Source organism: Psychrobacter sp. CX5 (assembly GCF_057621535.2).
Genome location: NZ_CM177735.1, coordinates 1,676,899 through 1,696,727, shown reverse-complemented (window position 1 = coordinate 1,696,727; position 19,829 = coordinate 1,676,899). Strand labels below are relative to the sequence as shown.

At 42.8% G+C, this 19,829-nt stretch carries 15 protein-coding genes; 8 read left to right on the top strand and 7 right to left on the bottom strand.

The genetic code is table 11. The features are described from left to right. Window positions 1-126: 126 nt before the first annotated feature. From AC21OG_RS06580 to paaN, 6 genes are all read right to left on the bottom strand, one after another. On the bottom strand, window positions 127-1,407 hold the full coding sequence (locus AC21OG_RS06580) for an outer membrane protein transport protein (RefSeq protein ID WP_487378005.1): 1,281 nt from the start codon (window positions 1,405-1,407) through the stop codon (window positions 127-129). Between the two features lie 195 nt (window positions 1,408-1,602). Next, the gene (locus AC21OG_RS06575) at window positions 1,603-2,418 is read right to left on the bottom strand and encodes an enoyl-CoA hydratase/isomerase family protein (RefSeq protein WP_487378006.1); all 816 of its coding nucleotides are present in this window, start codon (window positions 2,416-2,418) and stop codon (window positions 1,603-1,605) included. 186 nt (window positions 2,419-2,604) lie between these two features. Then, a complete protein-coding gene (locus AC21OG_RS06570) occupies window positions 2,605-3,891 on the bottom strand; it encodes a phenylacetate--CoA ligase family protein (protein ID WP_487378007.1) in 1,287 nt (428 codons plus the stop codon). 36 nt (window positions 3,892-3,927) lie between these two features. After that, window positions 3,928-4,626: a hotdog fold thioesterase gene (locus AC21OG_RS06565; protein WP_487378008.1), complete on the bottom strand. Its 699-nt coding sequence runs from the start codon at window positions 4,624-4,626 to the stop codon at window positions 3,928-3,930. After that, the gene (locus tag AC21OG_RS06560; RefSeq protein ID WP_487378009.1) at window positions 4,626-6,215 is read right to left on the bottom strand and encodes a 3-hydroxyacyl-CoA dehydrogenase NAD-binding domain-containing protein; all 1,590 of its coding nucleotides are present in this window, start codon (window positions 6,213-6,215) and stop codon (window positions 4,626-4,628) included. Before AC21OG_RS06560 ends, AC21OG_RS06565 begins: the two co-directional genes overlap by 1 nt. Before the next feature lie 246 nt (window positions 6,216-6,461). Beyond that, window positions 6,462-8,147 carry a phenylacetic acid degradation protein PaaN gene (gene paaN / locus AC21OG_RS06555; protein WP_487378010.1) on the bottom strand — a complete coding sequence of 562 codons (1,686 nt, stop codon included), beginning with the start codon at window positions 8,145-8,147 and terminating at the stop codon, window positions 6,462-6,464. 726 nt (window positions 8,148-8,873) lie between these two features. Between paaN and AC21OG_RS06550 the strand changes: the two genes are divergently transcribed. The 7 genes from AC21OG_RS06550 (at window position 8,874) to pcaF (ending at window position 15,391) form a co-directional block, all read left to right on the top strand. Continuing rightward, window positions 8,874-9,704, top strand: coding sequence for an enoyl-CoA hydratase-related protein (locus AC21OG_RS06550; protein ID WP_487378011.1), 831 nt, complete (start codon window positions 8,874-8,876; stop codon window positions 9,702-9,704). 108 nt (window positions 9,705-9,812) lie between these two features. Further along, window positions 9,813-10,751 carry a 1,2-phenylacetyl-CoA epoxidase subunit PaaA gene (gene paaA / locus AC21OG_RS06545; RefSeq protein WP_487378012.1) on the top strand — a complete coding sequence of 313 codons (939 nt, stop codon included), beginning with the start codon at window positions 9,813-9,815 and terminating at the stop codon, window positions 10,749-10,751. A gap of 537 nt (window positions 10,752-11,288) precedes the next feature. Then, window positions 11,289-11,570, top strand: coding sequence for a 1,2-phenylacetyl-CoA epoxidase subunit PaaB (paaB, locus tag AC21OG_RS06540; RefSeq protein ID WP_487378013.1), 282 nt, complete (start codon window positions 11,289-11,291; stop codon window positions 11,568-11,570). A 29-nt stretch (window positions 11,571-11,599) separates the two neighbouring features. Then, entirely contained in the window at window positions 11,600-12,358 is a 759-nt protein-coding gene (gene paaC, locus AC21OG_RS06535; RefSeq protein WP_487378014.1) for a 1,2-phenylacetyl-CoA epoxidase subunit PaaC, read from the top strand. Between the two features lie 36 nt (window positions 12,359-12,394). Continuing rightward, window positions 12,395-12,898, top strand: coding sequence for a 1,2-phenylacetyl-CoA epoxidase subunit PaaD (paaD, locus tag AC21OG_RS06530; RefSeq protein ID WP_487378015.1), 504 nt, complete (start codon window positions 12,395-12,397; stop codon window positions 12,896-12,898). A 130-nt stretch (window positions 12,899-13,028) separates the two neighbouring features. Then, window positions 13,029-14,096: a 2Fe-2S iron-sulfur cluster-binding protein gene (locus tag AC21OG_RS06525; RefSeq protein WP_487378016.1), complete on the top strand. Its 1,068-nt coding sequence runs from the start codon at window positions 13,029-13,031 to the stop codon at window positions 14,094-14,096. A gap of 101 nt (window positions 14,097-14,197) precedes the next feature. Further along, a complete protein-coding gene (gene pcaF, locus AC21OG_RS06520; RefSeq protein ID WP_487378017.1) occupies window positions 14,198-15,391 on the top strand; it encodes a 3-oxoadipyl-CoA thiolase in 1,194 nt (397 codons plus the stop codon). Window positions 15,392-15,606: 215 nt separating this feature from the next. Here the strand turns inward: pcaF and AC21OG_RS06515 are convergent, their stop codons facing one another. After that, the gene (locus AC21OG_RS06515; RefSeq protein ID WP_487378018.1) at window positions 15,607-17,823 is read right to left on the bottom strand and encodes a 2,4-dienoyl-CoA reductase FMN-binding domain-containing protein; all 2,217 of its coding nucleotides are present in this window, start codon (window positions 17,821-17,823) and stop codon (window positions 15,607-15,609) included. 284 nt (window positions 17,824-18,107) lie between these two features. Here AC21OG_RS06515 and AC21OG_RS06510 point away from each other — a divergent pair, with 284 nt between their 5' ends. Further along, the gene (locus tag AC21OG_RS06510) at window positions 18,108-19,790 is read left to right on the top strand and encodes an AMP-binding protein (protein ID WP_487378019.1); all 1,683 of its coding nucleotides are present in this window, start codon (window positions 18,108-18,110) and stop codon (window positions 19,788-19,790) included. Window positions 19,791-19,829 lie beyond the last annotated feature (39 nt).

Sequence of the window (19,829 nt, the reverse complement as noted above, 5' to 3'; positions counted from 1 at the left end):
GGGGCTGTTTTAGCTAAAAGCGGACTTAAATTAGCAAGTTTATACTAGATATTATTTGGACCTAAGCATGAAAACATAGATAAAAACGATAACGCTAACTGATAACTGATAACTGATAACTGATAACTAGAAACGGTAGCCTAGCTTCATACCCACCGCATATCCTGTCCCATCATCAAACTTAGCTAAGGTTCTATCTGAAAGGCTCTGGTCAACCGGTAATTTGGAGTAAGCTGTACCCCCTTCAAGCCACATATATTGTGCACCAGCAGAGACACTAAAGTTATCGGTCATATCGTAGCTACCACCAAGCGCTAGCGTCTTGATTGAATCATAAGGTCCTAACAAGCTTAATGGCTCAGCAGTACCCGAGTCATATCCTGCTCTAATTTCACCAGCAAACTTTGGCGTAAACTGCTTACCTAAAGCCAACTCGACGCTATAGGCATCTTTTCCATATTCAGCTAAAGGCTCACCCACTACAGAGGTAATTGCTTCAGGGGCAATCTCAAATGTTGTCCACTCAACCCAACGAGCATTTAACATACCGAGTAGTTGATACTTTTCACTTAAGCCAGTTTGGAAATCAAGGTTTACTGATTGTGGGGTTTTGAATTTTAGACTTGTGTCTCCAAATCCTACCTGTGGTAAACCAATCGCGTTTTTAATACCATCAGGAATATTGTTATAGTCAGTTGGACCAGTAGTATTTAAAACACTATTTAAAAGCGTGTTATTGACCAGCAAACTCTCTTGCGCCTCTAAATCATGCTCGCCCTCCCCTCGCCATGTCAAAGACGCTCTTAACATAATTTCAGGTATTTCATAGGCAACGCCCACCACTGGTATTAGCGTATCGCTTTTATTTTTAATATTAAGATCATAATAAATAGGATCTCCTTCAAAATTCTGAGCGAGCTGTACTGAACCCTCTGCTTCTTGATACTCAAGTCCCCCATACAGCCAGAAGTTACTACTAAGTTTACCGCCCCCCAATAGAGTCAAGCTTTGCGTATCTACTCTTGCCTCAGTTGTTCCCATATCGTTACTAAATTCACTACCAGATTGATATATCGTATCGACACCAAAGGGCTCATCATATATCAACGCTAAAGCGGTATTTTCAGTAGGAGCAACCTTAACTGCCGCACCAAAAATATTAAAATCATCCATCATATCGTCAATTTTCTGATTTTGCTTTGGATTTTCAATACCGCCTGCGACATCCGTCCCTTCAATTTTAGGATCGACATAGGCATAAGAGAGCTCAGCATAATTGCCCTCTTCAAACAAGGGTAGAATGGATTGTTTGGTGTATTCTAGGCCTGATGCGTGAGCGGCAATAGTTGTGACAATGCTTGAAGCAATAGCAAGCTTAATAGTAGATTGAAGCGTCTTTTGAGTCATGACAGTTCCCTTGTCGAATACGATTGAAGTAGAAAGTATATTTAAATTAAATACCCATCTTACTGTATTGTCAATAAATTGTTTATTTTAATTATCCTTCTGTGACTAAAATAAACGCTAATAATACATTCAATTTCTAGTCATTATATAAAGCCTTATAAAGGTCTGTTAGGATTAAAATGTAGATTAGTTATTTTATTTGTCAGTAAAAATAGCCTGTCTTTTTTCTTTGAACGCCAATATCCCTTCAGCTTTATCTTCAGTGGACGCTAGCAAAGAAAATGCCTGACGCTCAAAATTCATCGCAGACTCTAAGCCCATTTCAACCGAATTATTTAGAGAACGTTTAGCCTGACTAATTGCAAATGGAGCGTTTCTTGCAATTTTATGGGCGATTTTAGTAGCCAACCCTAGGACATTGTCCTCACCTTGCTCAGTACAAAGCTCAGTACAAAGTTCCGTAACGACACCCCAATCACACATTGTGGTCGCTGACATGATTTCACCGGTATACACCATTCTTGCAGCTCTATTTTTACCGATCAATCGGGGTAAAATCTGAGTCCCGCCAGCACCCGGCATAATGCCTAACTTAACTTCTGGCAAACCAAACTTTGCTTCATGATGTGCTACCGCAAAATCACAAGACAGTAATAGCTCCATACCGCCACCTAGACAATAGCCCTCAACTGCAGCTATTAAAGGAATTGGACACTGTCTTATTCGTTGCCACGCCGCGACACGAGCATCTAATAACGCCTGTTTTGGGCTCAAGGTCGCTATCTCATCGATATCTGCACCCGCTGCAAAATTGCCTTGCAGACCATGGATAATAATAACGTTAGCAGACTTATTGGCAACTAGGTCCTCAATGGTGTCGGCTATGTGAACGACAAGCTCAGTGTTTAGAGCGTTTTTTCGCTCAGGCCTATTTATCCCCAACACATAAATATGGTTGTCTAATCCATCAACTTTTAAAAACGCATTAGATTTCATCGATTTAGAGTTCATTATTATTCCTTATCATCAGTATTCCTTATATGACATAGCATTAACACTTGATCTCATTTTAATGAAACGCCCTCACTTTTTATCAAAGGAGGGCTAAGTGAAGTCAAACCGTTTGCGACTCATTAAAGGCAGTCCAAACCAAAACGGCTGCTTATGTAATGACTAGTATTAGCTGCTGATAACAACTTAAGCAGGTCTTCGCAGATCAACAACACGTTTGGCTTTACCTTCAGAGCGTGGTAGAACCCCTATCGGCTCAATATTAACTTCGATACTGGCACCAATAGTTGACTTAACCCTATAAATCAGCTCATTTCTTAAGCGAGCTGCATCTTGATTTTCATCCACCGGCTCAACACGGATACGTAATTGATCCATGGCACCCATTCGATAGCGCTCGATAAGGTAGTTTGAGGACATCCCATCAACTTGCATAATTTGCTCTTCTAATAACGATGGGTAAATATTGACCCCTCTTAAGATAATCATGTCGTCGTTACGTGCGGTGATTTTTTCGATTCGGCGCATCGAACGTACATCGCCGGGGAAGATACGGGTGATATCCCCAGTGCGATAGCGGATAACTGGCATGGCCTCTTTTGCAAGAGTCGTTATCACAAGCTCCCCTTGCTCTCCGTCTGGCAATACTTCACCAGTTTCAGGATTAATAATCTCCGGATAGAATAGATCTTCCCAAACAGTTAACCCGCCTTTACTAGCGACCGCTTCTTGTGCCACGCCAGGTCCCACCACCTCAGAGAGACCATAAATATCCACTGCATCGATATCGAAACGCTCTTCGATATGTGACCGCATCTCATTGGTCCAAGGCTCTGCCCCAAATATACCGACACGCAGACTGGTCTTACGAGTATCCATGCCTTGTTTTTCCATAGCTTCTGCGATATTAACCATATAAGAAGGCGTCACCATCATAGCTGCTGGCTCAATTTCCTCAATAATTTGGATTTGACGGTTGGTCATACCGCCTGAAATAGGAATGACCATTGCGCCTAATTTCTCCGCGCCATAGTGCGCGCCCATACCACCTGTAAACAGCCCATAGCCATAGGCAATTTGTACCGTATCATTGGGGGTAACACCTGCGATAACTAAAGATCGGGCTACTGCCTCCGACCACATTTCGATATCATTTCTAGTATAAGCGACAATAGTCGGCTTGCCAGTTGTACCAGAAGAGCCATGTAGTCTGACGACATCAGAGCGATCGGTGCACAGTAACTTTAGAGGATAGTTGTCTCTAAAGTCATTTTTCACCATAAATGGCAACTTGCTAATGTCCTCTAACGATTTGATATCATCTGGATGTACATCGGCATTCGCTAGATGATTTTTCCAAAATGCATTGTTGTTATAGGCATGCTTCACAGTATTTTTAAGACGTTTGAGCTGTAAAGCGGAGATCTCATCACGGGATGCCACTTCTATACGATTAAAATATTCTAAGCTCATGTTAAATTCCTTTTCATAAACGATAACTAATTAGAATCAGTCAAAGTGATTCTGACCTTTTAAAGCGCGGCTAAACCCTTGAAATTCAGCCACTAACTCTCCCTGTTCACCACGAGTAATCTCGACACGATATGATCCAGATCGCCCATATATGCCTGATTCATAGGCATACGCGTATAGAACATCGCCTATATAGGCAGGTTTCCAGTAAGCAATGGTACAAATATGTCCAACGGTAATGTTATTGTTGGCATTACATAGATGGGCAAACGTTGTGTCCGCAAGGCTAAATATAGCGCCGCCATGACAGGTATCGTGCCCATTGGTATGGATGGGTTTAACCGTCATTTTGCAGACCGAATAGTTCACCTTTGCCTCGACCATCTCAATCCCTAAATGGGCAGAGAAATCACAATTACTGAGCATTTTATGCGCAATATCAAATGCCAGTTTATTGTCATCATCAGGCGTGTGCTGCTGGGTAGTGTCACAAATACTACTTTGTCTCTGACCATTATGTTGCGTTTTCGCTTGATTGACACCACTTGCTTCAATGCTTTGATTATCAAAACTTTGTTTATCAGTGCTTAGTTTATCAGTGCTTAGTTCATCAGCACTATGTTCTCCAGTGCTCTGAGTTGTATTGTTCACAGTAGTTTTATCTGTATTTTGACTACTATATTGGCTGACATCTTGAGCTGAGCTGATACTTTTAGAGTGGCTATTAATGGTCATTAGCATGCTCCTTTAGCATTAGGGTTAGTAACACTACTCTCTGCCAATCGTGTTATCAGTAAACGAGGTACGGTATAACAAGCGCTACCATAGAGACGACGTAACGAACTTAGGGTATTTACAACGACATCCGTACCAATGTAATCAAGCCACTCAAACGCCCCTAATGGATAATTAACACCACCTTTAAGCGCACTATCAATGCCCTCTGGGGTGGCTATCCCTTGAGTTGCACATATCGCCGCTTCATTAATAATCATACTAATCACCCGCAAATTAATTAATCCTGGACAGTCTGCGACGACGCTCCATTGTATATTGCCTAATGGCTTCGGGATGCGTCCTGCCATGACCTTTTCAGCTTCAGGACCGAATGCAATAGCAATCGTGGCAGATTGTATATCAGGATTTTTGATATCGGTTAATATGACTGGTACGTTAAGCGCGGCCTCCCAGTCTGAAGCCAAACGGCCATCTGAGGCAACGAGGTGTACATTATTGTCTAATACCCCGATTAACTGCTCAGGATTTAGTATCTCTGATGACTGTTTATCACCAAAGCTCATCGACAGTATTGAGGGGTTTGCGATTTTCGATGTTAAAGCGTGCTCTTGCTCTACAATCCACGGATGGCGTCCAAAACTGGCAAAGGAGACGCCATCTTCAGATTGTGCTGAAGGGTTATCTTGAGAGGTTGAGCTTTGATTTGAATTGCTTTGATTAGAGTTGCCATCGCCATAATCGTAAAAGCCTTTACCCGTTTTACGACCTAAAAACCCTGCTTCAACCAAGCTGCCTTGGACATAACTGGGACGTAAATGAGCGGGATAAAATAAGCTATCAAACAACGAGCAGCTCACCGCATAATTCACATCTTGACCGATAAAGTCCGTTAACTCGCAAGGACCCATTTTAAACCCGGCACTTCGAATACTAGCGTCAAGTTGACTGGGCGTGGTGATTTGTTCTTCAATAAGTCGAAAGCTTTCGACATAAAACGGACGAGCGACACGATTGACGATAAAGCCTGGTGTATTTTTACAGCGTACTGGGGTTTTGCCCCATTGCTGCATAAGATCGATACAGCGTTGTGTCGTTTGAGAAGGGGTTTGTAGGGCTTCAATCACTTCCACTAGTGGCATAATACCGGGCGGATTAAAAAAGTGTAGTCCGATAAATCTCTCTGGGTTATCCAGACATGAGGCAATTGCCGTTACTGATAATGAGGAGGTATTAGTGGCTAATATAGTGTCGGTACTGACGATAGATTCAAGCGCTTGAAAGACGCTTTGTTTAACAGATAGCTTTTCGACAATGGCTTCAATGACTAATTTAGCATCTGCTAATGACTCATTATTAGTCGTCAAAGTTAATGCGTTCAGCCAGTTGTCTTTGTCTTGTGCAGATATTTTGGATTTTGAAACAAACTTGCTGAATAACGCGTCAAGAGACGCTTTCGCGTTGTCTAATTGAGCCTCTGATTGATCGACTAAAATGACACGATGGCCCGCTTGCAGAGCAAGTTGTGCTATGCCCTGACCCATGGTTCCTGCGCCTATAACGCCGACGATGAATGAAGTATCACTCATATAACATCCTTGTTAAATATGATAGCAGTTAAATACGAACAACAAATAAGCTTAAGTAGTAAAAATAGAATGATAAGAATAGAACGGTATGAGTAAATACCTGAACGATATAACGTGGTCAGTCGTCCTTGACCAACCGTCCTATTACTTACCCTGCTAATTAACATTTCACTTCTAGTTTTAGACTTCTTAGAACGTACGCTAATAACTAAGTTTAAAAAACCAGATAGATAAAGACAAATCTAACTAGTTCGTTTGCTCGCGTACCGTAACCCAGCCAAAGCGCGGTGCCACAAAGCCCAAGTCAGTTAAGCAGCAGTTGGCAGCAGGGTTAACCCCTGAACCATGAAAGTCTGAGTAAGCACTAGACTGGTTCACATAAACGCCACCCGTGAGGTTGACTGACAAAGGCGAGCCTGCATCTGCAATATCGTCCATCGCCTGATGTTTAAATTCATCATGAATACTATACAAAGCGGTAGTCATCGCCCCATGCTCTTCAATACTATCGCAGACTAACTGCAAACCACTTTGAACATCGTCGACAGCTATTACATAAGCAATAGGACCAAACTGCTCTTGGTAAATCACTGCATCGTCCTGTCCGACTTTGATCAGCTGTGGTTTAGCAGTTTTGGCATTTGGAAACGCTTCAAAGTTTGCTTTTTCCATACCCAGTACAAAGGTCTTACCACTTTTCGCACTGTCATTAACGCGTTTATTCACGTCGTCACTATTTAGGGCACCCATTAAAGCAAAGGCACGTCTGTCATCGCCTAATAGCTTTTCAATACCAGTTGCAATACCACCGGCAACCTCATCAAAGCTCTTATGACCATCATTGGTCTCGATACCCTCTTTAGGGATATAAATATTTTGAGGTGCGGTACACATCTGACCGGAATATAGAGATAACGAGAAAGCAATATTACTGGTCATCGCTCTAAAGTTATCGGTCGACTCAATTAATATATTGTTAAGACCCGCAAGCTCAAGGTACAGCTGAACCCCGTTGGTATTTTCTTTGAGCCAGTTACCGAATGATGGACCACCTGTGAAGTCAACCATCTTAATACGCTCATCTTTAATAATTTCTTGAGTGTAGGCGCGATCTCCATTTGAGACGGCAAGCTGGACCACATCAGGATTTATATTTGCTTCCTGCAAGACCTCACGCATCACATCTACTGTAATAGCTAATGGCAAAATAGCATTATCAGAGGGCTTAACAATAGAGCTGTTGCCCGTCGCTAAACTTGCGAATAGTCCTGGATAACCATTCCATGTCGGGAAGGTCGCACACCCAACCATCACCCCAATACCTTTACCACGTGGCTTAAAAGTCTTATCCATTTTAACTGAGATTAGGTTGCCTTCTTTATCTTTACCTGTGACCTTATCCCATTGGACGGTTGGTGCGGTAGACTCAATCGCCGTAGCCGTATAGGCAAGGGTTTCAAGACCGCGTTCTAATGCGTGAGGACTACCCGCCTGAAAGGACATCATGTAGGGTTGACCTGTGGTATGCATAATACTATGCACCATCAGCATAGACTTTTGGAACAGTCTGTCTAGCATCTCCATACAGATACCCAAACGGGTTTTATAATCAAGCTTACGCCATTGCTTTTGAGCGTCTGCGGCACGGGTCAATAAAACATCTTTTTCAAGTTTTGGATATTCAATGGTCATGTCAATGCCATATGGTGATGTCGATTGACAAGTCACGTATTGGGCATCTTGCATAGGCACTTTGAATTCGTACTTACCACCTAGTAACGCTTTAAAATCATCTTCACCCTTTTGTTTTGACCCTTCTCCATGGAATTTTTCACTCGGCATTTCTGGGAACGCCGCCCATTCCTCACGTGTTTTAATGACCTCTTGTGCTTTTAATAACCTATCCTTGTGCTTGTTATATAGATCTGACATTTTTAACTCCTTTTGAATATCAGTTTGCGACAATCAGCTTGTCAATACCAGCGTATGAAAAACAGTATGAACCGTTTTATTCTTTGTAAGCCAATATAAACTCATTTTGAAAATAGTTTTCAGGGTATTGTCTTGATAGCTAAAAAAACATACTACATTAATTTTTGTGTTGCAATATACCTCCCATCGCTATACAGCCAATTCCTAACAATAAATGTAGTAAACACAGTGTTTTATTGAAATATTCAAACAATGATAAATTTAAATAATGAGATTGCATCCATTTAATATGTATAGAATTTTTGTTTTATATTATTTAGTTTATTTTAATATTTAAATTAGAAAAATGAATTTACCGAAAACATACATTTTTTATTATGATACGATTTATATTATGTTACGCTTATTCTTCAGAAGTAACAACTGGCATGTTATTTTATTTTTTATAATAAAATCAAATACTTATGTGTAACTCTGTTCTTATGGTGAAATTAAAGCCTTGAGATTTTAATTAATTTTGTACAAACTTTACCTCCCACCCCTTGTCAACTTTATTCTTTTTAAATACTATATAAATTCTTAATAATTTTATAAGTGGGAATCAAAAAATCATTCAAGGCAGCCCTCAAAGTAATGCTGAGGAATGATCAGAAATTTATCTATGTAATGCGAAGGAATGCTAAGTAAGTTTTTTTATTGACGTTTATTCAAAGGATTGAAATAAATATGGATATGGATATTAAGTCAGACACTGTGCAATTTGCCTACCATGACGGTATCGCTACCATCACCTTAAACCGCCCCAAACAATTCAATTCTTTTAACGAAGAGATGCACATAGCGCTTGCGTCAACTTTAGACAAGGTCGCAGCCGACGACAATGTACGCGCAGTGATCCTCACTGGTGCCGGAAAAGCCTTTTGTGCAGGCCAAGACTTAGGTAATAGAGATCCTAGAGTTCAAACATACGACTTAGGCCAAACGATTACTGAGTTTTATAACCCCCTTATTAAACGTCTTAAAAGTTTAGGCAAGCCTACCATTGCGGCTGTCAATGGCGTTGCTGCCGGTGCCGGTATCGGTATTGCTTTGGCATGTGACATCGTTTTATGTGCCTCTAACAGTAAATTTGCTATGGCATTCGGCAAGATCGGCCTGGTCCCAGACTCAGGGCTAACGTGGCAATTGGTTCATCTACTTGGTGTGGCACGCGCAAAAGCCTTGGTATTGACGAGTGCGACCCTTAGTGCAGAAGATGCCATGAATTATGGACTGGTTTGGCAAGTTTATGACGCTGTACAATTAAGTGATGAGGCGGCTAAACTTGCTAGCAGCTTAGCTTACGGCCCTGCCCTTGGTATCAAACTGACGATTGACGCATTAAACAAAGCGGTCAGTAACACACTGGATGAACAGCTTAAGCTTGAAGCTACTTATCAAAGGGAGGCAGGCTTTAGTGATGATTATAAAGAAGGGGTCACCGCATTTTTAGAGAAACGACCTGCAAAGTTTTATAAGGGTGACACTGTTAATGATAATAGGGACCCTACATTTTGATTAGTACAAAGCATTTGTACTGTGTATCTATTGTTCTTCATCTACCAAAGATCAGCAATGAATACCCTTAATACGGTATTGATGCAGATCACTTACAAGGAGTAAGTCATGACTCAGGATCAAGTAAAACATTTCGAAGACAAAATCGACCGCGAAGTAAAAATCGAGCCAAGAGATTGGATGCCTGATGACTACCGCAAAAATCTCATCCGTCAAATCTCACAGCATGCCCATTCAGAAATTGTCGGTATGCTGCCAGAGGCCAACTGGTTAACGCGTGCGCCCTCCTTACGCCGCAAATCAATCTTGATGGCCAAGATCCAAGACGAAGCAGGTCATGGACTGTATCTATATTGTGCTGCCGAAACATTAGGCGCTGATAGACAAGCGACCATCGATGCCATGCTTGAAGGTAAGATGAAATACTCCTCTATCTTCAATTACCCCACATTGAGCTGGGCAGACATGGGTATGATTGGTTGGTTAGTGGATGGCGCTGCCATTGTTAACCAAGTGGCCTTGCAGCGGACCTCATACGGGCCTTATGCGCGTGCAATGGTTCGTATCTGTAAAGAAGAATCTTTCCATCAACGTCAAGGCTATGAGTTGCTAACAGAGATGGTGCAAAGTGGTGACCCTGAACAAATCGCTATGGTGCAAGATTCCATGAATCGCTTTTGGTGGCCTGCCTTAATGATGTTTGGACCTCATGACAGCGACTCTGCCAACGGTGAGCAATCGATGCAGTGGAAGATTAAGCGTTTCGGTAACGATGAATTACGTCAAAAATTTATCGATATTACCGTCCCTCAGGCCGATTACTTAGGACTTACCATTCCTGATCCAGATCTAAAATATAACGCAGAAACCGGCCATTATGAGCACGGCGAAATCGATTGGAAAGAGTTTAAACAAGTGGTCAGTGGGTATGGTCCTTGTAATAAGGCCAGAATGGATGCACGTCGCAAGGCACAAGAAGACGGTCAATGGGCGGTTGATGCAGCCTTAGCGTATGAGGAAAAACAAAAAGCCAAAAGAGCTGCCTAATCTTGCTTGAATACGGCCATAATTTTGCGTCGGTCATTTGACACTTAGCGATTATTAACATGACCGTTTGTTTAATCTGAATTCATTTTAACATCCTTTCTAGCTTTCTAGCTTTCTAGCATTGGTGATTGAATTGCTGTCTCAAGACTAGAAAGGTTTTTTTTGTCTTTTTTTCGGTTTCAAGCCTTATTTGTTGGAATCGTCATACCAGTTGATTCATTGATTTATTTTAATAGGGACTTTTTTGATAATTCACTATTTTCTATTTACTACGTAAAAATCATTCATCACTAAAAAAATATGAATAGTTTAACGGTACAGTTAGGTTTTTAGGACCATTTAATTCTCCATTTTAACTTTAAAGATAAATAATTAAAATAAGCCTAAGCCTTTTATACCCTAAGACCTACATACCCTAAGCCCTAAACACTTAGTAAGTATCACACGTTCTTCCCCTTAACCTGTTCAGACTTATTTTAATACTATGCCTAACAGGTTAAAGGTCTGTCATTTAACAAATAGCTAAAGGAGTTAGCAATGCGCCAGTCCGAGTTATATGAAGTATTTATTAGAGCGAAAGCTGGATTATCTCATCAACATGTGGGCTCCCTGCATGCCACTGATGATGAAATGGCTTTACAAAACGCTCGCGACTTATATACCCGCCGAAATGAAGGAACATCGATCTGGGTTGTCAAATCAAAAGACATCACCTCTTTAGATTATGATGACCAAGAAGAGTTTATCGAGCCGTCTGTTGATAAGATTTACCGTCACCCTACCTTTTACGAAATCCCTGATGAAGTAGGCCACATGTAACCGACGTAAATTTAAGAATGGATACGATTATGAACTCTGACAATACTTTATTTGATTATGCACTGCGTTTAGGAGATACCACGCTCGTATTGGCACAACGATACTGCGAATGGGTCGGTAAAGCGCCAACGCTTGAAGAAGAGCTAGCTTTAGCCAACATTGGTCTTGATACTTTAGGTCAAGCCATGGCCTGGCTCAATGTGGCCGGTGAACTTGACGATCAAAAACGAGATGCTGACCAGCTTGCCTACTTTCGTAATGAACGCGAATATACAAACTATCTACTAGCTGAGCTTGAAAATGGTGACTTTGGTTACACTTGCTTGCGCGGCTTCTTTATCAGTACCTACTTTAAGTATCTGTATCAGTCCATGCAAAAAAGTGATGTCGACAGCTTTAGAGATATTGCCATTAAGTCCTCAAAAGAGGTCAAATATCACTATACGCATCAACGCTCATGGTTAGTTCGACTTGGGCTTGGCACAGAAGAGAGTCATCGAAGGGTACAAGATGCCCTTAATGATTGCTGGGCCTATACCAATGAGCTATTTGAAGAAGATGAGGTCATTCAAGCCGTGCAGTCGTTAGGCGTTATAGACGCTATGGCGGACATTAAAACACTGTGGCGTGCTGATGTGACGGCGCTTCTCTCAGAAGCTGACCTGACTTTGCCACAAGAAGTGTATCATCACCGAGGTGGTATAGAAGGGTTTCATACAGAAAAATTAGGCATCTTGCTGGCTGAGATGCAGGCGCTGCGCCGTGAATTCCCCGATGCTAAATGGTAAATGCTAAATGCTAAACGCTAAATGGAAAATACCACTATGAAAATTCAACTGACTCCAATGCTAGATATCGATGAAATCAAACAGATTCTAGCCACGGTACCAGACCCAGAGGTACCGGTATTAACGTTGGATGAATTGGGTATTATCAGAGAGGTTCAGGTAGACGAGCATGCGGGGACTATTACCATTATCTTAACGCCCACGTATATTGGGTGTCCGGCTACTGAGGCTATCAAAAAAATGGTCAGTGATGCGTTAATAGAGGCAGGTTTCCCAAAACCAATTTTAAAAGAGCAATTAACCCCCGCTTGGACAACAGAGTGGATATCTGCTGAAGCCCGACAAAAATTGGAGGCTTATGGCATTGCGCCCCCTAATTCAGACAGTGGCCCCCTCGGTAATGATAATGATCCTAAACGTTGCCCAAATTGCGGAAGTCATAACTTTCAGGTGGTTAGTACCTTTGGTTCAACGGCTTGTAAATCACTCTATCGTTGCCTCGACTGTCTTGAACCCTTTGAATATTTTAAATGTCATTAATGGTAATAGCATGCCCGTTTAAGCTATTTAATTATGTCATTTAAATTAACATTAGGCTCTTTAGCCTCTTATTTATAAGACTTATGTATAAGCATATGCAAATTATAAGACACTTATTAAAGGAATAATTATGTCGATCTATTTTCCCCTCAAAGTCACCGAAATGTTACCTGAAACGGAAGAGGCCGTTACCTTAAGGTTTGATATCCCAGAGGAGTTGGCTAATGATTTTAAAGCCAAACCAGGTCAACATTTAAAGCTGCAAACTAAGATAGCGGATAAAGATGAAGAAAGGTTTTATTCGATTTGCCAAATTGGCGATAACTTTGTGCGCGTGGGTATTAAGCGGGTACCTGAAGGCGTCTTCTCAGAACATGTTCGTAATAACGTTAAGGTTGGCGATACCTTAAATATCATGGCGCCTCAAGGCGACTTTTGCTTACCCTTAGACGACAAAGTCGCTATGCAAGAAGCGAGCCATTATCTGTTTATCGCAGCGGGCAGTGGCGTCACCCCTATTCTATCTATGATGACCTATTTGCTTAACCATACCGAGCACACCACCATTGATTTTATTTATATCAATGCCAAGCGCAAAACTATTATGTTCTTCGATCAAATCGAGGCGCTAAAAAATAAATACATGGATAGACTCTCTGTGGTCAACGTTTTGACCCGCGAGCCACGTGATTTGGATCTATTATCAAATCGTCCCGAAGGGGAGCGCTTTGAGAAACTATTGTCTTCTTTTGTAGATCTTGAGGCACTGGACCATACCTACCTATGTGGCCCCATGCCTATTATTGAAGGCTTCAGATCTGCCTTAATTGAAAAAGGCGTCGATAAAAAGAGGATACATCTTGAGTTATTCGGCACGCCGACCAGTCAAACGGTTCGTCGCCCTGTGGTGCGTGATGGTAATGAAAAACAGATCACCATCATCTCTGCCGGTCACGAACAAGTGATTGATCTGCCTGAAGGTATGAACGTCCTTGATGCGGCAATCGATGCCGGTGCTAACGTGCCATTTGCCTGTAAGGGTGGTGTTTGTGCAACCTGTAAGGCGAAACTTGTCAGTGGGTCTGCGACGATGGACGTCAATTATGGACTTGAAGATGATGAAATTAATAATGGATATATTTTAACCTGTCAGGCGCATGTTCAGTCTGAAACAGCCATTGTGGACTTTGATGTGTAACCCATTAAACCCTGTGTCTCGTCACTAAACTATATCACGTCACTAAACTTTGTCACGTTTCCAGACCTTTGGCTATAACCCTTAAATACCGAGTAATCCTTATGAAAAATGTATATGTTGTAGATTACATCCGCACCCCTTTTGGCCGCTATGGTGGCTCACTATCCGCTGTTAGACCCGATGACCTTGCTGCTATTGTTTTAAAACACATTCGGGAGAAGAATGACTTTGATCCGAAACTAATAGATGACTGTATCTTCGGTGCTGCCAACCAAGCAGGGGAAGACAACCGCAATGTGGCACGTATGGCACTATTGTTAGCAGGCTATCCTATTGAAGTGCCTGGCACCACTTTAAATAGATTATGTGGCTCTGGCCTAGACAGTATTGGATTAGCAGCACGCACCATTAAAGCTGGCGAGGCAGATATTATGTTAGCAGGTGGCGTAGAGTCCATGTCACGCGCCCCCTTTGTAATGAGTAAACCGACTAAAGCATTCGACCGCAATGCTGAGGTTTATGATACAACGATAGGTTGGCGTTTTATTAACAAAGCGTTGGAAAAACAGTACGGCAGTGATTCAATGCCACAAACTGCTGAAACTGTCGCTAAAGAATACAATATTTCTCGTGAGGCGCAGGATGAGTTTGCCTATCACTCACAAATGAAAGCGGCCAAATCGACGGAGCGGCTGGCAAAAGAAATCGTACCGGTGATTATCCATGATCGCAAAAAAGGCGAGATTGTGGTGGATACCGATGAGCATCCCCGTCCCGATACGACTTTAGAAAAGCTTGCAAAACTAAAGCCTATATTCGAAGGCGGCACGGTTACCGCAGGTAATGCGTCTGGGGTTAATGATGGCGCAGCGGCACTGTTACTCGCTTCTGAAGAGGCCTGTCAAAAACACAACTTACAGCCCAAAGTAAGGGTCATTGCTACGGCTTCTCGCGGTGTTGAACCGCGCGTAATGGGTATTGGCCCTATTGCCGCAGTGGAAACGCTATTTAAAAGAACAGGTCTGACGATGGATGACTTCGATATTATCGAGTTAAACGAAGCCTTTGCCAGCCAAAGCTTGGCAGTTCTCAATCATTTCGGTCTTAAACCAACTGACCCAAGAGTAAACCCCAATGGTGGTGCCATCGCATTGGGGCATCCGTTAGGCGCATCAGGTGCCCGAATTGCAGGGAGTGCTATCACAGACATTACTGGAAAGTCAGGTAGCAAAGCCCTCATCACCATGTGTATCGGTGTCGGTCAAGGGATTGCTATGGCGGTAGAGGCGGTTTGATAGGTTATACTTTTAATCAAAAATGCTGGGCTAAAGCCACAGCCTAAGTTAAGAGTTAAGAGTTGAGGTATAAAATATTCCGTATGGTACAAAAAAGTCCTCTTTTATAAAAGAGGACTTTTTTTTGAAAGCACATTGGGGACTAAGTTTGGCTATTAGAGCTAGAGAATTATCCTATCAATCAAACCAACAGCCAGTGAACCATTCCCGATTAACTACAACTTGGCCGCCAATTCCGCACCATCACGAATGGCGCGTTTGGCATCTAACTCAGCAGCCAACTTCGCGCCGCCGATAATATGATACTGGGTTTTGCCTTTTTTCACGGCTTTGCCTTTTTTAGACGCTTTGGCATCGGATTTTTTGACATCAGTCACTACAGGCATCAAGTCATTGACCGAGACTTGACCGGCACATACCACGATCGTATCGACTCGTAATAACTGACTGTGTCCTTGAGGCGTAGTAATCCACAAACCCTCATTTGTCACTTTATCATAGGTCACTCCAGGCATTTGAATTACCCCATGCGATTTAATGTGCGCGCGATGTACCCATCCCGTGGTTTTATTAAGGCCTTTACCCAAACGATCACTTCGGCGCTGCATGAGATATACTTGACGAATCGGAGTGATGGCTTCGGGTTTAATCAGTCCGCCATCTGTCTGATAGTTGTCTTCATCGTTGACACCCCACTCTTTTTTCCAGTCTGCTACAGACTGAGGCTCAGGACGATAACTGGGATCTTTCAAAGTTTCAGGCCCCAGTTCATGTAGCGGCTGACCATGACGTGCCGTTAGGTACTCACTGACATCGAAGCCAATACCCCCGGCACCAATAACTGCGACCGTATCGCCCACGGCTTTTTCACCGGATAGTAGTTCAGCATAGCTGATGACTTTCGGGTTATCAGCCCCTTCAAGCTTGCCCTCTAAGCTACGTGGCACGACACCAGTGGCAACAACGACATGATCATAGTCAGACTTATCGAGCATCTCTTTGGTAACTTTGGTGTTAAGCTTGATTTCTACCCCGTTATGGTTCAATTCAGTGAGGAAATAGCGGGTCGTCTCAAAGAACTCTTCTTTACCTGGGATAACTTTGGCATAATTGAACTGACCGCCCAAAATATCTTTGGCTTCATACAAAGTAACTTTATGACCTCGTTTAGCTGCAATAACGGCAGTTGCCATACCGGCCACGCCACCACCTATCACCGCTACCGTCTTCGGCGACTTGGTTGGTTCATACGTTAATTCAGTTTCGTAACAGGCTTGCGGATTGACCAGACAGGTAGAGCGTTTGTGCTCAAAAGTATGATCCAGACATGCTTGGTTACACGCAATACAGGTATTAATACGGTCTGATTGACCATTTCTGGCTTTATTAACCCAGTCAGGATCTGCTAAGAACGGACGCGCCATTTGGATTAGGTCGGCTTTTCCTGAGGACAAAACCTGCTCGGCAGTTTCTGGCATATTGATACGATTGGCCGCCATAACAGGAATCGAGACGTGTTTTTTGACCTCAGCCGTATAGTCGACAAAGGTGGCTCTGGGCACACTAGTGACAATGGTCGGAACTCGGGCTTCATGCCAGCCAATGCCGGTATTGATAATAGTCACGCCGGCCTCTTCAAGTGCTTTGGCAACGGTAATGACCTCATCCATGACATTGCCATCTTTTACCAAGTCCATAACCGATAGGCGGAACACGATAATAAAGTCGTCACCTACTGCCTTACGAACGGCACGCACGATCTCCAATGGAAACTTCATACGACCTTGGATATCGCCACCGTATTCATCTGTACGTTGGTTCACGTGACGGGACAAAAACTGATTAAGCAGATAGCCTTCAGAACCCATCACTTCCACACCGTCATAACCTGCCTGCTTGGCAAGAACGGCTGAACGGGCATAGTCTTCAACAGTGCTCTGGATATTTTTGACACTCATTTCGCGCGGTTTAAAGGGCGAGATTGGGGATTTGAACGGGCTTGCCGATACCACAAAAGGATGATACCCATATCGACCACTGTGTAATATTTGCATCACTATTTTACTGTCATGGCGATGTACCGCTCGAGTAACACGCTGATGGTTTATCACATCGAGCTTGCTATTCATGGTGCCGCCTGCGGGCAGCAACCAGCCTTCTCGATTGGGTGATATGCCACCAGTAATCATCATTGCCACACCGCCTTTTGCACGCTCCGCAAAGTAGGCAGCAAGCTTGCCGTAGTTGTAAAAGCGGTCCTCTAATCCAGTGTGCATAGATCCCATAACGATGCGGTTTTTTAGCGTCGTATGACCTAGGTCTAATGGTTCAAATATATATGGATAAGGGACAGTGGTAGCAGCAATATCCTTGGACTGATGATTAGCCTTGTTATTTTGAGATGTTTGATGAGCGGTAGCGGCAGCTGCCATACGAATATCCTTATTAATGTAGTAATGACTAGGGTCTGTCGACTAGGTCACAGTTAATAAATCAGTGAGAACGATCTATGAGAATAATGTACTATTTAGCATGAATGCTTAAAAAAATAATAGTGTTGACCAAACAATTTCAGTTAACATATACTCACTGAATGTCTTAATCACAAATAATACCGTATCATAAGCCTATTTAGATTGGTCATGCAAAGGTTAAGCCATGACCGAATAGACACTTATAAGCCACATTGTAAACATTTGATAAAGGAATATCATCTATGACTGACTTCAGCTCTGGTCTTGGCAAAACAGACGCCAACTATCAACCGATAACACCTATCCAGTTTATCACTCGCGCAGCCACTGTCTATCCCCATAAAACCTCGATAATCTACGATGATCTAACGCATTCCCCCGTTACTTATACCTGGTCTGAGACGTATAAGCGTTGTCGCCAATTGGCACATGGATTAAGGCTTCTAGGTATAGGAAAAGATGACACGGTTGCTATTATGGCCCCCAATACCCCCACTATGGTTGAAGCCGCTTTTGGCATACCGATGGCGCAAGGGGTCTTATGCACTTTAAATACTCGGTTAGATATTAATGCGCTTACCTTCTGCCTCCAACACTCCGAAGCCAAGTTACTCATTATAGACAGCGAATACGCACATCATGTTGAGCTTATTGAAGAGGCTTTTCCTAACTTAATTATTATCCATGCGACTGATATGGCTGTTGCGGGCGTTGAGCCTTTTGGCAAAATGAGCTATGAGGCGCTTATACAATATGGGGAGTTTGACAACCAGCAAGCTATCTTAGAGTTTGATAACACCCTATATCCTACGGACGAATGGGATGCCATTTCACTCAATTATACGTCTGGCACTACAGGTAGGCCTAAAGGGGTCGTCTATCATCACCGAGGTGCTGCCTTAAATGCCGTATCCAATATCCTAGACTGGGACATGCCTAAGCATAGCACTTATCTATGGACACTGCCTTTATTTCACTGTAATGGTTGGTGCTTCCCTTGGACCATTGCAGAGCGTGCAGGCATAAACGTCTGTCTACGCAACATTGATGCGGATCTCATCTTAAAGCTGATTGCTAAATATGAGATTACTCATTATTGTGCAGCGCCAATAGTACATAATATGATTGCCGCTGCAGACGAGTCGTTGAAACAAGCTATTAGCCATAGTGTGAATGGCTTTGTCGCCGGTGCGCCCCCGTCGGAAGCTATGCTTGAGAAGATGGAAGCCATGAACGTCAATATCACCCATGTTTATGGCCTCACTGAAGTGTATGGCCCTGTTACCATTTGTGCTGAACATGACGAATGGCAAGATTTAGCGGTTGAAGAACGTGCTGCTAAGAAGTCCCGTCAAGGGGTGGTGTCGCATCTGATGACAGGGTTTGAGGTTTTTAAGCAAGGTACTAATGAACCTGTTGCGGCAGATGGCACGACCATGGGGGAGCTTGCCTTAAAAGGTAACATGGTCATGAAAGGCTATCTTAAAAATCCGAAAGCAACTGCAGACTCTTTTGCAGGCGGTTGGTTTCGCACTGGGGACTTAGGCGTGAAATATCCTGATGGCTATATCAAAATCATGGATCGACTCAAAGACATAATCATCTCCGGTGGTGAAAATATTTCTAGTATTGAGGTTGAAAATGTATTGTACCGTTTGCCTGAGGTTGATAGTTGCGGAGTTGTCGCGGCGGCTAATGAGAAGTGGGGTGAGGTTCCTGTAGCATTTATTGAAATAGCAGAAGGAGCGACTTTGACGAGAGATCAAGTCATTGAACACTGTCGTCAGCATCTGGCGAAGTTTAAAGTGCCCAAGCACATTATATTTGCCGAATTACCAAAAACCAGTACCGGTAAAATACAAAAATTTGAATTACGACAAGCAGCGCAATCTATGGCAATGCAAGAGCCTAAGGTCAAACATTAGCTATAGTCATAGCCTGACTAAAGAGTTACGGTGTTAACC